This is a genomic window from Candidatus Pseudomonas auctus, assembly GCF_048654275.1.
In the GTDB taxonomy this organism is placed as follows: Bacteria; Pseudomonadota; Gammaproteobacteria; order Pseudomonadales; family Pseudomonadaceae; genus Aquipseudomonas; species Aquipseudomonas pharyngis.
The window spans coordinates 209,690-229,281 of the sequence record NZ_JBJYZK010000007.1 but is presented as its reverse complement, the minus strand read 5'-3'; the positions used below and the strand labels follow the sequence as shown (position 1 = coordinate 229,281).

22 protein-coding genes and 1 pseudogene are annotated in these 19,592 nt (G+C 60.9%); 10 read left to right on the top strand and 13 right to left on the bottom strand.

The window, feature by feature from the left end:
* Positions 1 to 29: 29 nt before the first annotated feature.
* Together ACKUG4_RS15630 and ggt are read right to left on the bottom strand one after the other, a co-directional pair.
* A complete protein-coding gene (locus tag ACKUG4_RS15630; protein WP_445434347.1) occupies positions 30 to 563 on the bottom strand; it encodes a cysteine hydrolase family protein in 534 nt (177 codons plus the stop codon).
* A 65-nt stretch (positions 564 to 628) separates the two neighbouring features.
* Positions 629 to 2,356, bottom strand: a complete 1,728-nt coding sequence (ggt, locus tag ACKUG4_RS15625; protein WP_445434346.1) for a gamma-glutamyltransferase — start codon at positions 2,354 to 2,356, stop codon at positions 629 to 631.
* Positions 2,357 to 2,491: 135 nt separating this feature from the next.
* On the opposite strand from ggt, the gene ACKUG4_RS15620 reads away from it, so the two are divergent.
* A complete protein-coding gene (locus ACKUG4_RS15620) occupies positions 2,492 to 3,007 on the top strand; it encodes a methylated-DNA--[protein]-cysteine S-methyltransferase (protein WP_085648287.1) in 516 nt (171 codons plus the stop codon).
* Here the strand turns inward: ACKUG4_RS15620 and ACKUG4_RS15615 are convergent.
* The 4 genes and pseudogenes from ACKUG4_RS15615 to ACKUG4_RS15600 all read right to left on the bottom strand — a co-directional run bounded on the left by ACKUG4_RS15615 (position 3,004) and on the right by ACKUG4_RS15600 (position 6,100).
* Positions 3,004 to 3,594, bottom strand: a complete 591-nt coding sequence (locus ACKUG4_RS15615) for an NUDIX domain-containing protein (protein ID WP_074688922.1) — start codon at positions 3,592 to 3,594, stop codon at positions 3,004 to 3,006. The two genes, ACKUG4_RS15620 and ACKUG4_RS15615, sit on opposite strands and share 4 nt — an antisense overlap.
* Positions 3,595 to 3,737: 143 nt before the next feature.
* Positions 3,738 to 4,763, bottom strand: a pseudogene (locus ACKUG4_RS15610) (chitinase); the annotation flags it as partial.
* 40 nt (positions 4,764 to 4,803) lie between these two features.
* The gene (locus tag ACKUG4_RS15605) at positions 4,804 to 5,439 is read right to left on the bottom strand and encodes a lytic polysaccharide monooxygenase auxiliary activity family 9 protein (RefSeq protein ID WP_445434345.1); all 636 of its coding nucleotides are present in this window, start codon (positions 5,437 to 5,439) and stop codon (positions 4,804 to 4,806) included.
* 223 nt (positions 5,440 to 5,662) lie between these two features.
* Positions 5,663 to 6,100, bottom strand: coding sequence for a hemerythrin domain-containing protein (locus ACKUG4_RS15600; RefSeq protein WP_064597703.1), 438 nt, complete (start codon positions 6,098 to 6,100; stop codon positions 5,663 to 5,665).
* Positions 6,101 to 6,237: 137 nt separating this feature from the next.
* Between ACKUG4_RS15600 and ACKUG4_RS15595 the strand changes: the two genes are divergently transcribed.
* Complete coding sequence (locus ACKUG4_RS15595) at positions 6,238 to 6,663, top strand: GNAT family N-acetyltransferase (protein ID WP_039767388.1); 426 nt, start codon at positions 6,238 to 6,240, stop codon at positions 6,661 to 6,663.
* A gap of 61 nt (positions 6,664 to 6,724) precedes the next feature.
* On the opposite strand, the gene ACKUG4_RS15590 is transcribed toward ACKUG4_RS15595, so the two are convergent.
* Complete coding sequence (locus ACKUG4_RS15590) at positions 6,725 to 7,075, bottom strand: hypothetical protein (protein WP_445434344.1); 351 nt, start codon at positions 7,073 to 7,075, stop codon at positions 6,725 to 6,727.
* A 135-nt stretch (positions 7,076 to 7,210) separates the two neighbouring features.
* On the opposite strand from ACKUG4_RS15590, the gene ACKUG4_RS15585 reads away from it, so the two are divergent.
* The 8 genes from ACKUG4_RS15585 to ACKUG4_RS15550 all read left to right on the top strand — a co-directional run bounded on the left by ACKUG4_RS15585 (position 7,211) and on the right by ACKUG4_RS15550 (position 11,834).
* Positions 7,211 to 7,540, top strand: coding sequence for a DUF6388 family protein (locus ACKUG4_RS15585; protein WP_085648284.1), 330 nt, complete (start codon positions 7,211 to 7,213; stop codon positions 7,538 to 7,540).
* Positions 7,541 to 7,564: 24 nt separating this feature from the next.
* Positions 7,565 to 8,266, top strand: coding sequence for a YoaK family protein (locus ACKUG4_RS15580; RefSeq protein ID WP_445434343.1), 702 nt, complete (start codon positions 7,565 to 7,567; stop codon positions 8,264 to 8,266).
* Positions 8,267 to 8,366: 100 nt separating this feature from the next.
* Positions 8,367 to 8,759 carry a sulfurtransferase complex subunit TusD gene (gene tusD, locus ACKUG4_RS15575; RefSeq protein WP_085613268.1) on the top strand — a complete coding sequence of 131 codons (393 nt, stop codon included), beginning with the start codon at positions 8,367 to 8,369 and terminating at the stop codon, positions 8,757 to 8,759.
* 1 nt (position 8,760) lies between these two features.
* Positions 8,761 to 9,117, top strand: coding sequence for a sulfurtransferase complex subunit TusC (tusC, locus tag ACKUG4_RS15570; protein WP_039767393.1), 357 nt, complete (start codon positions 8,761 to 8,763; stop codon positions 9,115 to 9,117).
* Positions 9,117 to 9,410, top strand: coding sequence for a sulfurtransferase complex subunit TusB (gene tusB, locus ACKUG4_RS15565; protein ID WP_445434342.1), 294 nt, complete (start codon positions 9,117 to 9,119; stop codon positions 9,408 to 9,410). The genes tusC and tusB overlap by 1 nt, the downstream gene beginning before the upstream one ends.
* Positions 9,407 to 9,742, top strand: coding sequence for a TusE/DsrC/DsvC family sulfur relay protein (locus tag ACKUG4_RS15560; RefSeq protein ID WP_007958196.1), 336 nt, complete (start codon positions 9,407 to 9,409; stop codon positions 9,740 to 9,742). The genes tusB and ACKUG4_RS15560 overlap by 4 nt, the downstream gene beginning before the upstream one ends.
* Positions 9,739 to 10,740 carry a glycosyl transferase family protein gene (locus ACKUG4_RS15555; RefSeq protein WP_445434341.1) on the top strand — a complete coding sequence of 334 codons (1,002 nt, stop codon included), beginning with the start codon at positions 9,739 to 9,741 and terminating at the stop codon, positions 10,738 to 10,740. The genes ACKUG4_RS15560 and ACKUG4_RS15555 overlap by 4 nt, the downstream gene beginning before the upstream one ends.
* 92 nt (positions 10,741 to 10,832) lie before the next feature.
* Positions 10,833 to 11,834, top strand: a complete 1,002-nt coding sequence (locus tag ACKUG4_RS15550; protein ID WP_445434340.1) for a glutathione S-transferase family protein — start codon at positions 10,833 to 10,835, stop codon at positions 11,832 to 11,834.
* Between the two features lie 116 nt (positions 11,835 to 11,950).
* Here the strand turns inward: ACKUG4_RS15550 and cysG are convergent, their stop codons facing one another.
* The 6 genes from cysG to ACKUG4_RS15520 form a co-directional block, all read right to left on the bottom strand.
* Positions 11,951 to 13,345, bottom strand: a complete 1,395-nt coding sequence (cysG, locus tag ACKUG4_RS15545; RefSeq protein ID WP_445434339.1) for a siroheme synthase CysG — start codon at positions 13,343 to 13,345, stop codon at positions 11,951 to 11,953.
* Complete coding sequence (serS, locus tag ACKUG4_RS15540; protein WP_074688938.1) at positions 13,346 to 14,626, bottom strand: serine--tRNA ligase; 1,281 nt, start codon at positions 14,624 to 14,626, stop codon at positions 13,346 to 13,348.
* Positions 14,627 to 14,641: 15 nt separating this feature from the next.
* Positions 14,642 to 15,016: a fluoride efflux transporter CrcB gene (gene crcB, locus ACKUG4_RS15535; protein WP_445434338.1), complete on the bottom strand. Its 375-nt coding sequence runs from the start codon at positions 15,014 to 15,016 to the stop codon at positions 14,642 to 14,644.
* Entirely contained in the window at positions 15,016 to 16,338 is a 1,323-nt protein-coding gene (locus ACKUG4_RS15530; protein WP_445434337.1) for a replication-associated recombination protein A, read from the bottom strand. Before ACKUG4_RS15530 ends, crcB begins: the two co-directional genes overlap by 1 nt.
* Before the next feature lie 24 nt (positions 16,339 to 16,362).
* Positions 16,363 to 16,983 (bottom strand): outer membrane lipoprotein periplasmic chaperone LolA, encoded by a 621-nt coding sequence (lolA, locus tag ACKUG4_RS15525; protein WP_011334944.1) that lies wholly within the window; start codon positions 16,981 to 16,983, stop codon positions 16,363 to 16,365.
* A 78-nt stretch (positions 16,984 to 17,061) separates the two neighbouring features.
* On the bottom strand, positions 17,062 to 19,470 hold the full coding sequence (locus ACKUG4_RS15520) for a DNA translocase FtsK (RefSeq protein WP_011334945.1): 2,409 nt from the start codon (positions 19,468 to 19,470) through the stop codon (positions 17,062 to 17,064).
* Between the last annotated feature and the right edge of the window lie 122 nt (positions 19,471 to 19,592).

Here is a 19,592-nt window from a genome sequence, read left to right as displayed (position 1 = left end):
GAGCAACCGCGCTCTTGTGCAAGCAAGCATCAGAATGTGATCCCGGCCGCCGGCTTCACATCGATCCGCGCCACTGAACCGGTCAGGTGCGCCCAGTCCTTGTTGTGTTCGGCGATGACGTCTTCGGCGCTCATGTTGCCGTTGTCGACCGTCGTATGGGCGTCGGCCGCCAGCTCCACGTCGTAGCCCAACTGGTGGGCCTGACGCACGGTGGCGTTGACGCAGTAATCGGTTTGCATGCCGCAGATCACCAGGCGGTCGAAGTCTTCCCGGGGGATCAGTTTCTGCAGATTGGTCTGGTAGAACGAGTCGTTGGCAGTCTTGTCGACGCGCAGATCGCCAGGTGCAGTGCTCAGGCCTTCAGCCAATTGCCAGCCTTCGGCACCGTGGGCGAACGGGCTGTCCTTTTCGTTGTGCTGGATCAGCACCACCGGCACACCCGACTGGCGCGCGCGGGCGGAGAGGTCGTTGATGGTGTCGATTACCCGTTTGGCGTCGTGGCACTCGTATTCGCCCGCGCACAGGGCGCGCTGGACATCGATGATCAGCAATGCGGTGGTCATGGTGAGCCTTCCTTGATCGGTCCTTGGATAGGGGCGGACCTGTGCCCGCCCCCTTTTTACTCCGCTCAGTAACCCAATGACAACCCGGTGTTGCGCCGTGGATCGTTGGCGCCGTAGAAGCGGTTCTTGCCGACCGGTTTGCCACCCAGCGACGGTGCGCCGACCAGAATCGCAGCGATGTGGTTGGCGTCCTGCGGACCCGCGAACTTGTGGCCCCAGCTCTCGAGAATCTTCTTCGTGTCGGGGCTGGCGGCGAAGTCTTCGAGGTTGGTTTCCTCCGGCATCCACTGCTGGTGGAAACGTGGCGCATCGACCGCTTCCTGCAGGCCCATGCCGTAGTCGATGACGTTGAGCATGGTCAGCAACGTCGCGGTAATGATGCGACTGCCGCCCGGCGTACCGACCACCATCACCACTTTGCCGTCCTTGGTGACGATAGTCGGGCTCATCGAGGACAGCGGCGCCTTGCCCGGAGCAATGGCGTTGGCCTCACCCTGCACCAGGCCGTACATGTTCGGTACGCCGACCTTGGAAGTGAAGTCGTCCATTTCATCGTTGAGGATCACCCCGGTCTTGCTCGCCATCACGCCTGCGCCGAACCAGTCGTTGAGGGTGTAGGTGACCGAGACCGCGTTGCCCCATTTGTCGACGATCGAATAGTGCGTGGTGTTGCTGCCTTCATGGGGCGCGACACCGGGTTTGAGTTCCGCCGAAACACCGGCCTTCTGCGGCTGGATCGCGTTGCGCAGTTTGGTCGCGTAGTTCTTGTCCAGCAGGTGCTCTATCGGGTTCTTCACGAAATCCGGGTCGCCCAGATAACTGTTGCGATCCACGTATGCGTGGCGCATCGCCTCGATCTGATAGTGCATGCCCTGGGCCGAATGAAAGCCCAGATCCTTCATCGGATAGCCTTCGAGGATGTTCATGATCTGGCAGATCACGACGCCACCGGAGCTTGGCGGCGGAGCCGAGACAACGTGATAACCGCGATAGTCGCACTCCACCGGGGCCAGTTCACGGGTCTTGTATTTGTCGAGGTCGGCCTGGGTGATGATGCCCTTGTTGGCCTGACTGGAGGTGACGATGGCGTCAGCCACCCAGCCTTTGTAGAAGCCGTCGGCGCCTTTTTCGGAAATGGTGCGCAGGGTTTTGCCCAGGTCCTTCTGCACCAGTTTCTGCCCGACCTGCATCGGCTCGCCGTTGCTCAGAAAGATCGCGCCGGAATCCTTGATGTCTTTCTTGAACACGTCCGTGGCGTACTCCAAAAGCTCGACGTCGCCCTGTTCCAGTTCAAACCCGTCTTCGGCCAGTTTGATGGCGGGAGCGATCATTTCCTTGCGCGGTTTGGTGCCGTACTTGCTCAGCGCCAGCTCCATGCCGGACACGGTGCCCGGAACGCCGACCGCGAGGTGGCCACGGGTGCTCAGATCAGGGATGACGTTGCCGTCCTTGTCGAGGTACATGTTGGCCGTCGCGGCCAGCGGGGCTTTTTCCCGGAAGTCGAGGAAGGTCTTGCGTCCGTCCGCCAGTTGAATGGTCATGAAACCACCGCCACCGAGGTTGCCCGCCGCCGGGTAAACCACTGCCAGTGCATAACCCACGGCGACCGCCGCATCCACCGCGTTGCCACCACTTTTCAGCACGTCGACACCCACGTGAGTGGCCAGGTGCTGGGCGGTGACCACCATGCCGTTTTCGGCGGCCACCGGGGCAACCGAAGCCGCATGGGCCATGAGGCAGCTGAGCGCCAATGAGGTCGCAATCAGTGATTTGGCAAAACGTTCGTACTTCATGAGTCGGTCTCTTCTTTTTATAAGGTAGGAAAGCGCTTCAAGAGCATCAGCCAGTATGGTCGCGATTGCGGTTTGCGCCTCCCCGATCCGGCAGTATGCTGGGCGCAGTTTCCGCCCCGTCCCGGAGTTTTGCCCATGGCCTACACGTTCATCACCCTGCCCTCGCCTGTCGGCGAGTTGAAGCTGGTCGCGAACGGATCACGTCTGGCCGCCATCCTCTGGGAAAACGACAAACCGAACCGGGTGCGCCTGGGGCCGATGAGCGAGGCACCGGACAATCCGCTGTTGATGAAAACCGCGCGACAGCTGGAAGAATATTTTGCAGGAACGCGAAACGCGTTCGATCTGGAGCTGGACTTTGCCGGCACCGAATTCCAGAAAAAGGTCTGGGCCGCGTTGCTGACCATTCCGTTTGGCGAAACCCGCACCTACAGCCAGATTGCCGAACAGATCGGCCACCCGAGTGCGGTGCGTGCCGTCGGCGCGGCGAACGGGCGCAATCCGATTTCGATCATTGCGCCGTGCCATCGAGTCATCGGTGCCTCAGGAAAACTGACCGGTTTTGCCGGAGGCCTGGAAGCCAAGGAGCGTCTGCTGACCCTGGAGGGTGGCCAGTGGTCGAACATTGGTAAAACCGGTGACTTGTTTTAACTGCCAAACAGGTTATTCATCGCCGCGTATTGCAGCAGCATGATGGTCTTGGCATCGCAGATCTCACCTCGCTGGAATGCCGCCAGCGCGTCGTCGAAACGCCACTCCAGCACTTCAAGTTCTTCCGTTTCCTCTTCCAGACCGCCCCCTTCACTGACCTTTGACGAGGCATCGTACTCGGCGATGAAAAAGTGCAATTTCTCGGTCACCGAGCCGGGGCTCATGTAGGCCTCGAACACCTTCTTCACGTCATGCACGCGGTAACCGGTTTCTTCCTCGGCCTCGTCGCGGATGCGCTGCTCCGGCGCCGCGCCTTCAAGCAGTCCGGCCGCCACTTCAATCAGCAAACCGTCATGACCGTTGACGAACACCGGCAGGCGGAACTGCCGGGTCAGCACCACGGTGCGCTGCTCGCGGTTGAACAGCAGGATCGCCGCGCCATTGCCACGGTCGTAGACCTCGCGCGTCTGGCGCTGCCAGTCCCCGTTGTTGCGGTGATAGTCGAAGGTGATTTTCTTCAGCAGATACCAGTCGTGGGACAACACCTGGGTATCGACGATGTTGACCCGCTCGGCTGTGTTGGACATGACGCCTGATCCTTTTTTGTCATCGGAAGATGGCCATGGTAGGTGAAATGTTGCGAACCGCCGACGAAAAAAAGCCCGGCAGCGCTACCGGGCTTTTCGTTCAATGACTACTGATGAGCGACGCTCACCGTTGCGGCATCAGCGCCCTGCACCGCAGACGGCGCCCCGTGAATCAGTGGTCCATAACGCCGACTGAATTCCCAGTTGTAAGGCACGCGATCCTTGCTGGTGCCGTTGTCCCAGTTCACCGACCAGGTCATCAGGCCCTTGATCGGATGCCCTTTGACCGCCAGGCGTTTCATCGCGTTGCCGACCACGGTCTTGTCGATCACGTAACCGGTGGCGGCGGCATCGACGTTGGCCGGCAGGCCGATGACGAACTTGTCCGCCGGGATCTTCGTGAAGCCGCGGGTGCCGGTCACCAGGCTCTCGGTCAGGTAATAGAGGAAATCCTCTTTCATCGCGTCGTTGTTCTGGGCGATCCACGCCCCGTTGCCGTTATTGGCTTCCGGCACCCAGACCCCGTCGCCGCCCTGGTTGTAGAACTGCGGAGCGATGAAGTCGTAATAGCCTTCCAGCGCCTGCAGATATCCAACGTATTTGCCGGAGGCGGTCAAGTACGGAAATTCCGGCGCCATGCTGATGATGAAATGCTTGCCTTGGCCTGCGTAGTGATCCTTGACCAGTTTCAGCGCGGCAGGCAGGACGGTCTTGTTGGCAGCGAAATCAATCGCGCTCTGTTCAAGATCGATGTCCAGGCCGTCGAAACCGTAGGTTTCCACCAGACGGATGATTTCATTGGCCAGCGGTTGCTCCTGACCGGCGCGCAACTCGATATGCGCATCGGCACCGCCCAGGGAAATCAGCACGGCCCGCCCCTGACTGTTGAGCACGCCGACCTGACGGCGAAACTCGGCATCGGAGACGTTGAACGGCTTGAAGGTCGGAATCCCGCTGCCCTTCATGAAGGCCACCGCGATTACGTTGTATTCCTTCGGGACGTTTTCCAGGGTGATGTTGGCGAACTGGCCGCGCTGGTAACCATCGCTCGGGCCGGCCGGCCAGTTGTGCCAAAAGCCCATGAGGATCTTCTTGCCGGCAAGGCTCGGCATCAGCGATGCCGCATCGCTGGCCTGGTTATTCAATAGGGTGAAGTCAATGTTTGACATGTTCTAATCCTTCAGAACGTGTGGGTTTGACGTTGCGGGCTTATTTGAAGTCCACATCGAAGGCCTGATAGAAGGCGTTGCCGGTGTTGGCGACGATCCACATCAGCACGATGACGTGATGACCCTGCTTGTTGCCCGGAAGTTTCACGGCGTGATTGACCTTGGCTTTCAATTCCGCCGCATGACTGTAGTACGGCACTGGCGGATAGAAATCCTCGGCAAACGGTTGCGCTTCCAGTTGCGCCCGGGTGATGCGTTGTTTCGGGTCCCAGCCATCCCTGGTGATCAGCCAGCGGTAACCCCGAGTGGTATGCGGCGCGGTGTACTCCCATTTGACCTCAAGGGTCTGGCCGGGGGTGACATTGAGCAGTGGCCAGGAGAACGGGCGCCCGAGTTTCTTGCTCATTTCTTCTGCGGTGAAGTTCACACAGTCACGTGCGTCGTTCTTGCCGCCACTGAGAATATAGCCGTCAGCCGGCGGTACGACGCTCGGGTTGTCGCTTTCGAACGGCGCGGGGAACGGACCAGCCGCGAGTGCCGGGAAGTTCTTGCCGCCTTCCATTTCATTGACCTGCCAGCCGCCGAGCAATCCTTGCTCGATGGCCACCGCGCCGCGGCTTGCAGGGGAAATGACGCGACCGTGTCGCAGTTGGGTTTGAGCTTGTGGTTGGTTCATGTTTTTCACTCCGTTGATTTAAGAACTCTCCAGTCCGAGGAGAGGCCTTCAAGCTAACGGAGGGGGATTTTTTGTCCATCGGCGGTTTTGTCGCAGTCTGCCTTGGCAGAACCCGAAAAACGCCGAAAACACTGTATATAAACACAGTGCATTGCGACGACGCTCACCCGACGCATGGCAAAAGGACTACACCGCGTCATTACAAAAACCTGCATTCACCGGTTCAGGGAAGCTGCGCTCTGAACTCCTTTTGATACTGCCCGGCGAGCTGTTCCTTTTGCTTGTCGTCGAGCAGCTTGCCGGCCATCTGGAAGAATTTCTGCTCTTCCTCCTGCAAGTGGTGATGGACCTTATCCGAGAGCTTTTTTGCCATCGCCAGCCAGGCCGGGCTGGACATGTCGGTCTCGTCGAGCTCTTCCATCATCTCGTCCATTTCATGGTGTTCGGCAATGGCATGGCGACTGAGGTCGACACCCTTGTCGATCTCCATCAACGGGATATAGAAGTGACGCTCTTCGGCGGTTTCGTGGGCCTGAAGCTCAGCCTTCAGCTGCTTGTAGGCCTCGACCCTTTCCGGGGTGTCACCGCTGGTCTTGATCAACGATTTCGCGTAGGTCCGCTGACGATCGTGGCTTTCACGCAGGGCTTCGAAAATGTTCATGGAATCTCCCAGGCAAACGCGTACCGGATGGACGCCCTGAAGGGCTAGACCGCGCCACAGGAGCGACGGTTCCAAGCGATTGCTTCAATCGGCTGTGGCGCGATAGGCTGCCGATTCATTACTACAAGGAAGACGACATGACGTTGCGGATCGAGCTGTCACAGGACCCCACCGAAGAACAGCGCGCGGCCATCCTGGCGCCCCTGCGTGCCTACAACATTGCCAAGGCCGGGCCGTCGCTGTACGAACCGGTCGCGCTACTGGTGCGCGACGACAACGACGCGATCCTCGGTGGCCTCTATGGGCACACGTTCTATCGGTGGCTGTTTATCGAGTTGCTGGCGGTGCCGGAAGAAGGCCGGGGACAGGGCATCGGCTCGAAGCTGATGAACATGGTCGAGGAATTCGCCCGGGAAAAAGATTGCGTTGGGATCTGGCTCGATACCTTTGATTTTCAGGCGCCCGGGTTCTACAAAAAACTGGGTTATAGCGAGTGTGGCGAGATTGTGGATTATCCGCTGGGGCACAAGCGGCATTTCTTCCAGAAACGCTTGATTGATTGATTTCAGCGACCCTCGCCCGCAGGCTGGTGAGGGTCGCAAAATCAACGCATCCAGCCGCCCGTTACAGACAGGTCGCCAGCGCCGCCAAGCGGCGCTTGGCCACAAAATCATCCTTCTGCGCGTAGTAATTCAATACGGTACCGGACGCATCCGTGGTCAAGTCGACAAACGACTCCGCCGAGCGCGTGTAGACCGTCGAACCACCCTTCTTGCCCGGTTGCAGATACGCCGCCGCGTCCACGCCGAACACCGCTTCGTCCTGCCAGGCGAATTGCACGCACTGGGCCACGACTTTTTCGGGTTTGTCCGAATTCAGGGTCTTGTTAGGGGTTTGCGTGCGGGCGTCTTCCATCGCCGAACCCGCGCAACCGGCCAGCAGGGTTGCCGCCAGCACCACCATCAGCATTCGCATTGCATTCGCTCATTCGGAAAAAACCGGACTGTATCACCGCAACGGCAAAAATCGTTCTGCTTTACTGCATTTAAAACGCGACACATGCCGGCGCCTGCGGCACATTAACGGTGACCAGCCTCACAAGGAAAGCCCATGGCGCCTACTGACCAGCGACACGAACAAGCCTTGAAACTGTTTCTCGATGCACGCCCCGAGTTGCGCGAAGCCCTCGACCACCTCAACCCTTTGCTGGCCCAGGCCAAGGGCGAAACTCCGGCGCAGTACCGCGAAGAACGCCTGCACGAAGCTTTCGAAGCCGAGGCCGAAAGCCAAGGTTTGTTTGCCTGGGAATTGACGTTGCAACTGACTGCCACCACGCCCGAGGAGTATCAGGCACAACGCCTGGAAGTGCATCGCGAAGTGGCGGAAATGGCCGGGATGGACTGGCTGGAGTACTGCGATTTGTATGGCATAGAACCGTAAACCCCGCTTAAGGACGCTGCCTCGATGCTGCCTTCAACCTCGACCCACCGCGCCAGTCCCGGACATCTTCACATACAGAAATGGCGCGGCCGTGTGGGTCTGGCGCTGGTTGCCAGCCTGTCGGTACTGGCCGGCATGACCGACGCCATCGGCTTCATGGCCAGTGGCGATTTCGTTTCCTTCATGAGCGGCAACACCACGCGGCTGGCGGTGGCGATCAGCGATGGCGACAGCGCACTGACAGGGCGGCTGATCCTGCTCGTCGCAACGTTCATTGTCGGCAATGCCCTGGGTGTCGTGGTCAGTCGGTTGGGTGGTCGGCGGGCGCTGCCGTTGCTGTTGTCCATCGCCGCACTGCTCTGTGCCGCAGCCTGGCCCTTTGACACGCAACTGCCGGCCCTGCTGGCGGCGATCATTGCGATGGGCATGCTCAACGCGGCGGTGGAAGAAGTGAACGGCCTGCCGGTCGGGCTGACGTATGTCACCGGCGCCCTGTCCCGATTTGGTCGGGGATTGGGCCGGTGGGTGCTCGGCGAACGGCGAAGCGGCTGGCGGGTGCAACTGGTGCCGTGGAGCGGGATGCTGGTCGGGGCCATTCTGGGGGCGGTGCTGGAACATCATCTGGGACTCAAGGCCATGTTGGTCAGCGGTCTGTTCGCCGCCGTACTGGGGCTGCTGACCCTGAAAATTCCGCGGCGCTGGCAGCTGGGCTACATGCCGCGCTGACGGACGCCTGCTCGTATCGAGACGGGCGCGGGAAACATCCACTTCGCCGCCCCGCCGAGAAAGCTTTATCATGGCCGCAGTTTTGCTGATCGAGTCCGTCATGAAGTTCGCCATTGCGCTGTTTTCCGCCGCCCATGCGCCCTCCTCGCGCCGCGCCCTGCTGTTCGCCCAGGCTGCGCTCGCCGGCGGGCATGAGATTGTCCGGCTGTTTTTCTATCAGGACGGGGTCCACAACGCGTCCAACGCCGTGGTCACGCCGCAGGACGAACTGGACCTGCCCAAGCAGTGGCGCAATTTCATCACCGAACAAAACCTCGACGGCGTGGTGTGCATCGCCGCCGCCCTGCGCCGTGGCGTGTTGAATGCCGAGGAAGCCGGGCGTTATCAGCGTGATGCCGTGGCCGTCAGCGCGCCGTGGGAATTGTCCGGCCTCGGCCAGTTGCATGACTCGGTGCAGGATGCCGACCGCCTGATCTGTTTCGGAGGCGCATGACATGGCCAAATCCCTTCTGATTATCAGCCGTCAATCGCCGTGGTCCGGCCCCGGCGCCCGCGAAGCGCTGGACATCGTGCTCGCCGGCGGCGCCTTCGATCTGCCGATCGGCCTGCTGTTTCTCGACGACGGCGTGCTGCAACTGGCAGCCGGGCAAAACGCCAAGGCCCTGCAACAGAAAGACCTGAGCGCCAACCTGCAAGCGTTGCCGATGTTTGGCGTCGAAGAGCTGTTCTACTGCGCCGACAGCGCCAGTGTTCGCGGCCTCGGCGATCGTTCGCTGGACGAGGCGCAGCCTTTGGCCGCCGAGCAAATCACCGCCCTTATTGACCGTTACGACCAGGTGATCACCCTCTGATGTCGACTTTGCATGTGTTGTCCCACTCCCCGTTCGGCGACGAACGCCTGACCAGTTGCCTGCGCCTGCTCGGTTCTGCCGATGCACTGTTGCTGACTGGCGATGCTGCTTATGCGCTGCAGCCTGGCACCGCGCCGTTCAGTGCGCTGGAAATACGTCAGGTGAAATTGTTCGTGCTGGCCGAAGACGCGCAAGCCCGTGCCGTGCAGGTTCCGGACTGGGCCGAAGCCATCGATTACCCGGCCTTCGTCGAGCTGTCGATCCACCACGACAAGGTCAACAGCTGGCTATGAATGCGTTGACCGTCGGCGCCCGCGCCATCGAACTGGACAAGGACGGCTTCCTGGTCGACCTCAACGACTGGTCGGCCGAAGTCGCCAGCGCCCTCGCCGCTGCCGAAGACATCGAACTGAGCCCGGAACACTGGGAAGTCCTCGAATTGCTGCGCAGCTTCTATGCCGAATTCCAGCTGTCACCGGCCACCCGGCCGCTGATCAAGTACACCGCGCTCAAACTCGGCGCGGAGAAAGGCAACAGCCTGCACCTGAACCGACTGTTCAAAGGCACCCCTGCCAAACTCGCCGCGAAACTGGCGGGCCTGCCCAAACCGACGAATTGCCTATGACCGACTATCCAGCGCTGACCCTCGAAACGCCCGCCGAGCATCCATTCGCCCAGTTCGTGCGCATCCTCGGCAAGGGCAAGCGCGGTGCCCGCGACCTGACCCGCGAGGAAGCCCGGGAAGCCATGGGCATGGTGCTCGACGAAGCGGTCGAAGAAACCCAGCTCGGCGCGTTCCTGATGTTGCTGCGGCACAAGGAAGAAAGCGCTGAGGAAATGGCTGGCTTCACCGAGGCACTGCGCGAACGTTTGCAGGCGCCAGCGCTGAAGGTCGATCTGGACTGGCCGACCTACGCTGGCAAGAAGCGTCACCTGCCGTGGTATCTGCTGTCCGCCAAGTGCCTGGCACAGAACGGCGTGCGCATTTTCCTGCACGGAGGTGGCGCGCACACCGCCGGGCGCTTGTATTCCGAACAACTGCTCGGTGAGCTGAACATTCCGCTGTGCCGCAACTGGCAACAAGTCGGCGTGGCGCTGGATGACGGTGGCTTGGCGTTCATGCCGCTGGTGGACTGGGCACCGCAGCTGCAACGGATGATCGACCTGCGCAACACACTGGGCCTTCGTTCGCCGATCCATTCGCTGGCGCGGATCCTCAATCCATTGGGCGCGCGTTGCGGCTTGCAGAGTATTTTCCACCCCGGCTATCAAGCGGTGCACCGCGATGCCAGCGGCCTGCTCGGCGACACGGCCATCGTGATCAAGGGTGACGGCGGCGAAATCGAGATCAACCCGGATGCCGACAGCCACTTGTACGGCACCACCGGCGGCGAGAGCTGGGACGAGGAATGGCCGCAGCTGTCGGCGCAGCGTCACGTCAAACCGGCGTCGCTGGATATCGAGCATTTGAAGGCCGTTTGGCGCGGCGATGTGGTCGACAGTTACCCGCAAATGGCGTTGATCTCGACCATGGCGTTGGCGCTGCGCGGCCTCGGCCAAAGCCGTGAACAGGCTTTTGAAACCGCCGAGCAATACTGGGCCGCGCGGGATAAATCGATTTAACCGATCATTAACGCCCGATCTTTGCGCTTTTTGTTCGAACTCATCGGAATAGACTCAACTCCAACGAATTATTGGTTTCTGGAGTCTTGATCATGGGTTTACTCGTCGACGGCCGCTGGCAGGACAAGTGGTACGAAAGCAGCAAGGACGGCGCGTTCCAGCGCGAACAGGCGCAGCGCCGCAATTGGGTCACTCGCAATGGCGAGCCGGGCCCGAGCGGTGAAGGCGGTTTTGCCGCCGAAGCCGGGCGTTATCACCTTTATGTCTCTCTCGCCTGTCCGTGGGCGCATCGCACGCTGATCCTGCGCAAGCTCAAGGGCCTGGAAAGCCTGATCGACGTTTCGGTCGTCAGCTGGCTGATGCTGGAAAACGGCTGGACCTTCGACCAGAACCTCGGCTCGACCGGCGACAAACTCGACCACTTCGACTTCATGCACCAGCGCTACACCGCCGACACCGCCGACTACACCGGCCGCGTCACCGTGCCGGTGCTGTGGGACAAGAAGCTCAAGCGCATCGTCAGCAACGAATCGGCGGAGATCATCCGCATGTTCAACAGCGCCTTCGATGACTTGACCGGCAACGATCTGGACTTCTATCCGGCGCCGTTGCGCGGCGAGATCGATGCGCTGAACGAGCGGATCTACCCTGCCGTGAACAACGGCGTGTATCGCGCCGGGTTCGCGACCTCGCAGAAGGCCTATGAAGAAGCGTTCGATGATGTGTTTGCCGAACTGGATCATCTGGAACAGGTGCTGGACGCCAACCGTTATCTGACGGGTGAATACCTGACTGAGGCTGACGTGCGGTTATTCACCACGCTGATTCGTTTCGACGCGGTGTACCACGGGCACTTCAAATGCAATCTGCGGCGCATCAGCGATTATCCGAACCTGTCGAACTGGCTGCGTGAGATGTACCAGTGGCCGGGCGTTGCCGAGACCGTGGATTTCCAGCACATCAAGAACCACTACTACGGCAGCCACAAGACCATCAACCCGACCGGGGTGGTGCCGAAGGGGCCGGAGCAGGATTTCAATATTGCCCATGACCGGGACCGGTTGGGCGGGAAAGGGGTCTGGCGTCGGAGCTGAGTTATTCAGCGTTTGTGAAGGCCTCTTCGCGAGCAGGCTCGCTCCCACACTGGATCTGTGTCGTGCACAAATCCCCTGTGGGAGCGAGCCTGCTCGCGAATGGGGCTACTCGGCTTTCAGACCTGCGCCTGAGCGCCCTCGAACCACGCCAGTTTCTCGCGCAGTTGCACCACTTCGCCGACGATCACCAGGGTCGGCGCATGCACTTCATGCTCCGCCACCAGCCGCGGCAGGTCGGCCAGCGTGCCGGTGAAGACCCGCTGATTGACCGTAGTGCCCTGCTGGATCAGCGCAGCCGGGGTATCGGCCGCGCGACCATGCTTGATCAACTGCTCGCAAATGATCGGCAACCCCACCAACCCCATGTAGAACACCAGCGTCTGCGCCGGCGCGACGAGGTCCGACCACGGCAGATCGGTCGAACCGTCCTTCAAGTGCCCGGTGACGAAACGCACCGACTGAGCGTAGTCGCGATGAGTCAGCGGAATCCCGGCATACGCCGCGCAACCGCTGGCCGCCGTGATGCCCGGCACCACCTGAAACGGGATGCCATGGGCCGCCAGTTCCTCGATCTCTTCGCCGCCACGGCCGAAGATGAACGGATCCCCGCCCTTCAACCGCACCACACGCTTGCCGGCCTTGGCCAGATCCACCAGTTGCTGGTTGATCTGATCCTGCGGCACGGCGTGATCGGCGCGACGCTTGCCGACGTAGACCCGCTCGGCATCGCGACGGCACAGCTCAAGAATCGCCGGAGCCACCAAGCGGTCGTACAGCACCACGTCGGCTTGCTGCATCAGACGCAAGGCGCGGAAGGTCAGCAGATCCGGATCACCAGGTCCTGCCCCAACCAGATACACCTCACCGGTCGTGACCATGGCTTCGCCGTCAATCTTGGCTTGCAGCAAACGTTCGGCTTCGGCGCCCTGTCCTGCCAGCTGCCGGTCGGCAATCGGCCCCTGAAACACGTCTTCCCAAAAACCGCGACGCTGCTGCACATCAGGAAACAGGCCTTTGACCTGATCACGAAACCGCGCGGCCAGACCGGCCAGATGGCCGTAGGTCGAAGGAATCCAGGTTTCGATCTTGGCGCGGATCAGCCGGGCCAGCACCGGCGCATCGCCGCCGCTGGAGACCGCGATGATCAGCGGTGAACGATCGACGATTGCCGGAAAGATCACGCTACACAGCGCCGGCGCATCGACCACGTTGACCGGCACGCAGCGCCGATGGGCATCGGCAGAGACCTGCGCATTCAACGCTTCGTCGTCGGTGGCGGCAATGATCAGCCCGCAGCCGTCCAGATCCGTTTCGGCGTAGCCACGCAGCAGGCATTCGCCACCGCTGGCGGCAACCAGTTCGCGCAGTTGCGCTTCGATTTCAGGTGCGACCACCCGCAGCAGCGCACCGGCATCGGCCAGCAGGCGGGATTTGCGCAAGGCAATCTCCCCCCCACCGACGACCAACACACGACTGCCGCGCAGGTTGTGAAACAGCGGCAGATATTTCATTTAGCCGATGACCTCAAGGCCACCCATGTACGGCTTCAGCACGTCCGGCACACGGATCGAACCGTCGGCCTGCTGGTAGTTTTCCAGCACGGCCACCAGGGTACGACCGACTGCCAGACCGGAACCGTTCAGGGTGTGCACCAGCTCAGGCTTGCCGGTTTCCGGGTTGCGGAAACGCGCCTGCATGCGGCGGGCCTGGAAATCGCCGCAGTTGGAGCACGACGAGATTTCGCGGTACTTGTCCTGGCTCGGGATCCACACTTCCAGGTCGTACGTCTTGACCGCGCTGAAGCCCATGTCGCCGGTGCACAGTGCCAGGGTGCGGTAAGGCAGCTCCAGCAGTTGCAGGACTTTCTCGGCGTTGGCGGTCAGACTCTCGAGCGCTTCCATCGATTTCGACGGCTCGACGATCTGGACCATCTCGACCTTGTCGAACTGGTGCTGACGGATCATGCCGCGAGTGTCACGACCCGACGCGCCGGCTTCGCTGCGGAAGCACGGAGTGTGGGCAACAAACTTGATCGGCAGCTGTTTCGAATCGACGATTTCACCGGCCACGATGTTGGTCAGCGACACTTCGGCAGTCGGGATCAGGTACAGATCGGCTTCGCCTTCGCGAGCGATCTTGAACAGGTCTTCTTCGAACTTCGGCAGTTGACCGGTGCCTTGCAGCGCCGGGGCCTGAACCAGATAAGGCGTGTAGGCCTCTTCGTAACCGTGCTCGGTGACGTGCAGGTTGATCATGAACTGCGCCAGTGCGCGGTGCAGACGGGCAATCGGGCCGCGCAGCAGGGCGAAACGTGCGCCGGATAGCTTGGCGGCGGTTTCGAAGTCGAGCCAGCCGAACTTCTCGCCCAGAGCCACGTGGTCCTGAACCGGGAAGTCGAAGGCGGTCGGGGTGCCCCAGCGGCGCACTTCGACGTTGCCGTCTTCGTCTTCGCCGACCGGTACCGATTCGTGCGGCAAATTCGGGATGCCCAGCAGGATCGAATCCAGTTCGGTCTGGATCGCGTCCAGCTCGACTTTACCGGCGCTCAGTTCGCCCGCCATGCGCTCGACGTCCGCCATCAGCGGCGCGATGTCTTCGCCGCGCTGCTTGGCCTGACCGATGGATTTGGAACGCGCGTTACGCTCAGCCTGCAGTGCTTCGGTGCGGGTCTGGACGGTCTTGCGCTGTTCTTCCAGCGCTTCGATGCGCGCGACATCCAGGGCAAAGCCACGGGAAGCCAGGCGGTCCGCTACGTCCTGAAGGTTGCTACGTAACAGTTTGGAATCGAGCATGTCGGTTTCTCGTTATCAAAGTTTGGTCAGGGACAGGCCAGCCCAGGTCGCGAGCAGCCCGCCGAATACGCTGATGGCCACATAGCCCAGGGCCAGCGGCACTTGCCCGCTTTCGAGCAGGCGCACCGTATCCAGTGAAAAGGATGAAAAAGTCGTCAGCCCCCCGAGGAAGCCGACCATCAACCCGGCACGTACCTCGATCGGTACTTCCGGGCGTATCAAAAACAGGCCGTACAGCACGCCAATCAGCAGACAGCCCACGATATTAACGGCCAGCGTCGCGGTATAGAAGTGCCGCGGCCAATTGGCGTTCACCCAATTACCGGTGGCGAAGCGCAACAAAGTGCCAGCAATCCCGCCGACGGAGACCGCAACAATCAATGGAACCACTATTTTCTCCGCTGCCGGGGGCTTAAACGATCAAGTTGGGCGAGGTGGTTGAGCTTCTCGCCGATCTTCAACTCCAGGCCACGGGGCACCGGCTGGTAGAACGGAATCGGGTCGAGTTCTTCCGGGAAATAGTCTTCGCCGGCAGCGTAAGCGTCCGGTTCGTCGTGGGCATAGCGGTATTCGTCGCCATAACCCAATTGCTTCATCAATCTGGTCGGCGCATTGCGCAGATGTAGCGGCACTTCCAGCGAACCGTGTTCGGCGGCAGCGCGCAGTGCGGTCTTGAAACCCATGTACACCGCGTTGCTTTTCGGCGCACAGGCCAGATAAGTGATGGCCTGGGCCACTGCCAACTCACCTTCCGGGCTGCCGAGACGTTCCTGAACCTCCCACGCCGCCAGGCACAGGCTCAGGGCGCGAGGATCGGCGTTGCCGATGTCTTCGCTGGCCATCCGCACCACCCGCCGGGCCAGGTACAGCGGATCGCAGCCGCCGTCGATCATTCGCGCAAACCAGTACAGCGCGCCGTCAGGATTCGAGCCGCGAACCGATTTGTGCAGCGCGGAAATCTGGTCGTAGAACGCTTCGCCGCCCTTGTCGAAACGCCGGCGAGTGTCGCCGAGCAGGCTTTGCAGCAACTCGGTGCCCATCTCACTGTTGTCTTCGGCGAGGTCCGAGGCGTTTTCCAGCAGATTCAGCAGGCGCCGGCCATCGCCATCGGCGGCGGACAGCAGCATCTGAAAGCCTTCATCGCTGAGGGTCAGATGACGTTTTCCCAGACCACGCTCTTCAGTCAGCGCGCGGTGCACCAACTTGCGCAACGCCGCCTCGTCGAGGCTTTTGAGTACGTAGACCCGCGCCCGCGACAGCAATGCGTTGTTCAGTTCGAACGAAGGGTTTTCAGTGGTGGCGCCAATGAAGATCAGGGTGCCGTCTTCAACGTACGGCAGGAAGGCGTCCTGTTGAGACTTGTTGAAGCGGTGCACTTCATCGACAAACAGGATCGTGCGCTTGCCGTACTGGCCGGCCTGCTGCTTGGCGATTTCCACCGCCTGACGGATCTCCTTGACCCCGGCCAGCACCGCCGAAACCGTTTCGAAGTGCGCATCCGAGACTTCTGCCAGCAACCGCGCCAACGTGGTCTTGCCCACGCCCGGCGGGCCCCAGAAGATCATCGAATGCAGGGCACCCTGCTCCAGCGCTTCACGCAGAGGCTTGCCGCGAGCGAGCACGTGTTCCTGACCGACGTACTCATCCAGATTGGTCGCCCGCAAACGGGCAGCCAGTGGCTGGGCAATCGGTGCACTGCGAAACAGATCCATCACGTACCGTTGAAACCTCTGTGTTTATTCCTGGATCACATCGGCACCCTTGGGGATGTCGAACTTGAACTTCGAGGCCGGGACCGCTTCGTTGGCCTTCACACCGGTAAACAGGATGTTGGTGCGCTGGCCGACGCTGTCGATCAGTTGCATGTCATTGACCAGACCGTTGCGGAACGACAGGCGCAGGCTGTCGAACAGCGTGTCCTTGGTTTTCGGCTTCAGGGTGAAGTCGATCACGCCACCGGCCTCTTTCGCGGTGATGTCAAAGCTCTGACTGATCTTCGATACGTCGCCAGACAGCAACAGCGCCGGGGTCTGGGTCAGACGCTCATCGAGCTTCTTGATGGTGGCCTGCTCCAGGTCCGGGTCCCACAGCGTGACTTTCTTGCCGTCGGACACCATGGTCTGCTCGGCTGGCGCATTGGTGTGCCAGTAGAACAGGCCCGGACGCTGCAGGGTCATGTCGCCGGTGGTTTCCTGCAACTGGGTACCGCTGCCGTCGAGGGTCAGCTGGGAAAAATTGGCGGTCAGGGTCTTGGATGTTTCGAGCAATTGGGTCAGGCGAGCCACATCCTTGTCATCGGCGTGAGCCGTGAGGGTGGTCAGAGCCAGTACCGGCAGCAACATGCGGATAAGACGCATGGGAGTCCTCTTGAATACTCGTGGGAAAGTGGACGGCGCTTCATGCACCGCCCATTGCATTTGGATCAGGGTATCGAATCAGTCGCGTACCGGGCCAGGGGCCAGGACTTCGCGGGAACCGTTGGTGTTCATCGACGTCACGACCCCGGCCATTTCCATGGCTTCGATCATGCGTGCGGCACGGTTGTAGCCGATCTTCAGCTTGCGCTGTACAGCGGAGATGGAGGCGCGACGGCTTTCCAGCACGAACTGCACGGCTTCGTCGTACAGCGCGTCGGCTTCCGGATCGTCGCCGTCACCGCCGCCGCTGCTGCCTTCGAAACCACTGCCCGCCTCTTCGACACCGTTGAGGATGTCGTCGTTGTATTCCGGCGCGCCGCGCAGTTTCCAGGCTTCAACCACCCGGTGAACTTCATCGTCGGACACGAATGCGCCGTGAACCCGGATCGGCAGGCTGGTGCCCGGCGGCATGTAAAGCATGTCACCGTGGCCGAGCAGTTGTTCGGCGCCGCCCTGGTCGATGATGGTCCGGGAGTCGATCTTGCTCGATACCTGGAACGCCATCCGTGTCGGGATGTTGGCCTTGATCAGACCGGTGATCACATCCACCGACGGCCGTTGGGTCGCGAGGATCAGGTGGATACCGGCCGCACGCGCCTTCTGGGCGATACGGGCGATCAGTTCTTCTACCTTCTTGCCGACGATCATCATCATGTCGGCGAATTCGTCCACGACCACGACGATGGTCGGCAGCTTCTGCAACAGCGGTGCTTCGTCGTGGATGCTTTCGCGTTTGTACAGCGGATCGCTCAGCGGCTCGCCGGCGTCCTGGGCTTCCTTGACCTTGGCGTTGAAGCCGGACAGGTTTCGCACGCCCATCTTCGCCATCAGCTTGTAGCGACGCTCCATCTCAGCCACGCTCCAGCGCAGGGCGTTGGCGGCGTCCTTCATGTCGGTCACGACCGGGCACAGCAGGTGCGGGATGCCTTCGTAGATCGACAGCTCGAGCATTTTCGGGTCGATCATGATCAGCTTGGCGTCGTCCGGGCCGGACTTGAACAGAATCGACAGGATCATCGCGTTCACGCCCACCGACTTACCGGAACCGGTCGTACCGGCCACCAGCAGGTGCGGCATTTTCGCCAGGTCGGTGATGACCGGCTTGCCGCCGATGTCGTGGCCCAGGGCCAGGGTGACCGGCGATTTGAAGTTGTCATACTCAGGCGTCGACAGCACCTCGGAGAAGCGCACGATCTGCCGGTCTTCGTTGGGAATTTCGATACCGACCGTGGTCTTGCCCGGAATCACTTCCACCACCCGCACACTGGTCACGGCCAGCGAACGTGCAAGGTCTTTCGCCAGGTTGGCGATACGGCTGACCTTCACGCCCGCAGCAGGCTGGATTTCGTAACGGGTAATAACCGGGCCCGGATGGATCGAATCCACGGTGACTTCGACGCCGAATTCCTTGAGTTTGATCTCCAGCAAGTGGCCGACCGCCGCCAGGGATTCAGGCGAATAATTGAGTTGTTTCTTTTCCGCAGGATCGAGAATCGAGATCGGCGGCAAGGTGCCTTCCACGGCGCTGTCGACGAACAACGGCACCTGCTTCTCTTTCTGCACGCGCTTGCTTGGCTCCGGCGCTTTGACCGGGGCCGGGGCGATGACCGGCGGCACCTGTTTCTCGCGCTCGGACATGTGTTTGCTGAGGGCCTGTTCGCGCTCGATCAGACGTTCCTTGACCTTGGCCTGCTCGCGTTTGTCGGTGACCGTCGGTGCAACCACGTCATGCACGCGATCGTCGACTTCACGCAGCTGCGCGACCAGTTGCTTGCGCTCGGTACGCGCCGACCACCAGCGGTTTAGCGCGCCCTGGAACAGTTCGAACAGGTCAAGCGTGATCTTGCCGGTGATGTCCATCACCTTGAACCACGACAGGTCGGTGAACACCGTCAGGCCGAACAGAAACAGCGCGATGAACAGCAACGTGCTGCCCTGAATATTCAGGGCGTTGCGGGCCAGGTCACCGAGGCTTTCACCCAGCGCTCCACCCGCGCCGGCCGGCAATCCGGTGGCTGCATGGAAATGAATGTGCGCCAGTGCAGCGCCGGACAACACCAGAAACACCAGACCGATCAGGCGCCAGGAGAACAGCCAGCCGCTCCACTGCCACGGCTCATGACGCTGACGGAAGATCTGATACGCCTTGATCGCCAGCAGCAACGGAAAGATGTACGCGAAGTACCCCAGCACCATGAACAGGATGTCGGCGCTGTAGGAGCCCGCCGGGCCACCGAAATTCTGCACGTCGTCGATCTTGCTGTTGTGGCTCCAGCCCGGATCGTCCTTGCCGTAAGTCAGCAAGGCCATCATCAGGAACAGGCACAAGGCGCCGATGGCGATCAATGCACCTTCCTTGAGCCGGTAGTGCAACTGTTGACGCCATAGCGGAACGACTGTTTTTGGTGCTTCCGTGGATTTCTTCAAAACGCTTCTTTTCCTGCGCCAGAGGCGCGTCCATCTATTGAATGACGAAAAAAACTGCCCAATCCAGGCAGGTAAAAAAATTGACGTGCGCAACGGAGACTACTTTTAACACTGCGCCCCGC

Excerpts from the sequence above, each read along its gene's own strand:
- ACKUG4_RS15580 (WP_445434343.1), top strand. The coding sequence starts at position 7,565 with ATGCTGCCTTCAACCTCGACCCACCGCGCCAGTCCCGGACATCTTCAC.
- ACKUG4_RS15555 (WP_445434341.1), top strand. The coding sequence starts at position 9,739 with ATGACCGACTATCCAGCGCTGACCCTCGAAACGCCCGCCGAGCATCCA.
- tusB (WP_445434342.1), top strand. The coding sequence starts at position 9,117 with ATGTCGACTTTGCATGTGTTGTCCCACTCCCCGTTCGGCGACGAACGC.
- ACKUG4_RS15605 (WP_445434345.1), bottom strand. The coding sequence starts at position 5,439 with ATGAACCAACCACAAGCTCAAACCCAACTGCGACACGGTCGCGTCATT.
- ACKUG4_RS15595 (WP_039767388.1), top strand. The coding sequence starts at position 6,238 with ATGACGTTGCGGATCGAGCTGTCACAGGACCCCACCGAAGAACAGCGC.
- ACKUG4_RS15550 (WP_445434340.1), top strand. The coding sequence starts at position 10,833 with ATGGGTTTACTCGTCGACGGCCGCTGGCAGGACAAGTGGTACGAAAGC.
- ACKUG4_RS15620 (WP_085648287.1), top strand. The coding sequence starts at position 2,492 with ATGGCCTACACGTTCATCACCCTGCCCTCGCCTGTCGGCGAGTTGAAG.
- ACKUG4_RS15585 (WP_085648284.1), top strand. The coding sequence starts at position 7,211 with ATGGCGCCTACTGACCAGCGACACGAACAAGCCTTGAAACTGTTTCTC.
- tusD (WP_085613268.1), top strand. The coding sequence starts at position 8,367 with ATGAAGTTCGCCATTGCGCTGTTTTCCGCCGCCCATGCGCCCTCCTCG.
- ACKUG4_RS15630 (WP_445434347.1), bottom strand. The coding sequence starts at position 563 with ATGACCACCGCATTGCTGATCATCGATGTCCAGCGCGCCCTGTGCGCG.
- cysG (WP_445434339.1), bottom strand. The coding sequence starts at position 13,345 with ATGAAATATCTGCCGCTGTTTCACAACCTGCGCGGCAGTCGTGTGTTG.
- lolA (WP_011334944.1), bottom strand. The coding sequence starts at position 16,983 with ATGCGTCTTATCCGCATGTTGCTGCCGGTACTGGCTCTGACCACCCTC.
- ACKUG4_RS15590 (WP_445434344.1), bottom strand. The coding sequence starts at position 7,075 with ATGCGAATGCTGATGGTGGTGCTGGCGGCAACCCTGCTGGCCGGTTGC.
- tusC (WP_039767393.1), top strand. The coding sequence starts at position 8,761 with ATGGCCAAATCCCTTCTGATTATCAGCCGTCAATCGCCGTGGTCCGGC.
- serS (WP_074688938.1), bottom strand. The coding sequence starts at position 14,626 with ATGCTCGATTCCAAACTGTTACGTAGCAACCTTCAGGACGTAGCGGAC.
- ACKUG4_RS15530 (WP_445434337.1), bottom strand. The coding sequence starts at position 16,338 with ATGGATCTGTTTCGCAGTGCACCGATTGCCCAGCCACTGGCTGCCCGT.
- ACKUG4_RS15615 (WP_074688922.1), bottom strand. The coding sequence starts at position 3,594 with ATGTCCAACACAGCCGAGCGGGTCAACATCGTCGATACCCAGGTGTTG.
- ACKUG4_RS15600 (WP_064597703.1), bottom strand. The coding sequence starts at position 6,100 with ATGAACATTTTCGAAGCCCTGCGTGAAAGCCACGATCGTCAGCGGACC.
- ggt (WP_445434346.1), bottom strand. The coding sequence starts at position 2,356 with ATGAAGTACGAACGTTTTGCCAAATCACTGATTGCGACCTCATTGGCG.
- ACKUG4_RS15560 (WP_007958196.1), top strand. The coding sequence starts at position 9,407 with ATGAATGCGTTGACCGTCGGCGCCCGCGCCATCGAACTGGACAAGGAC.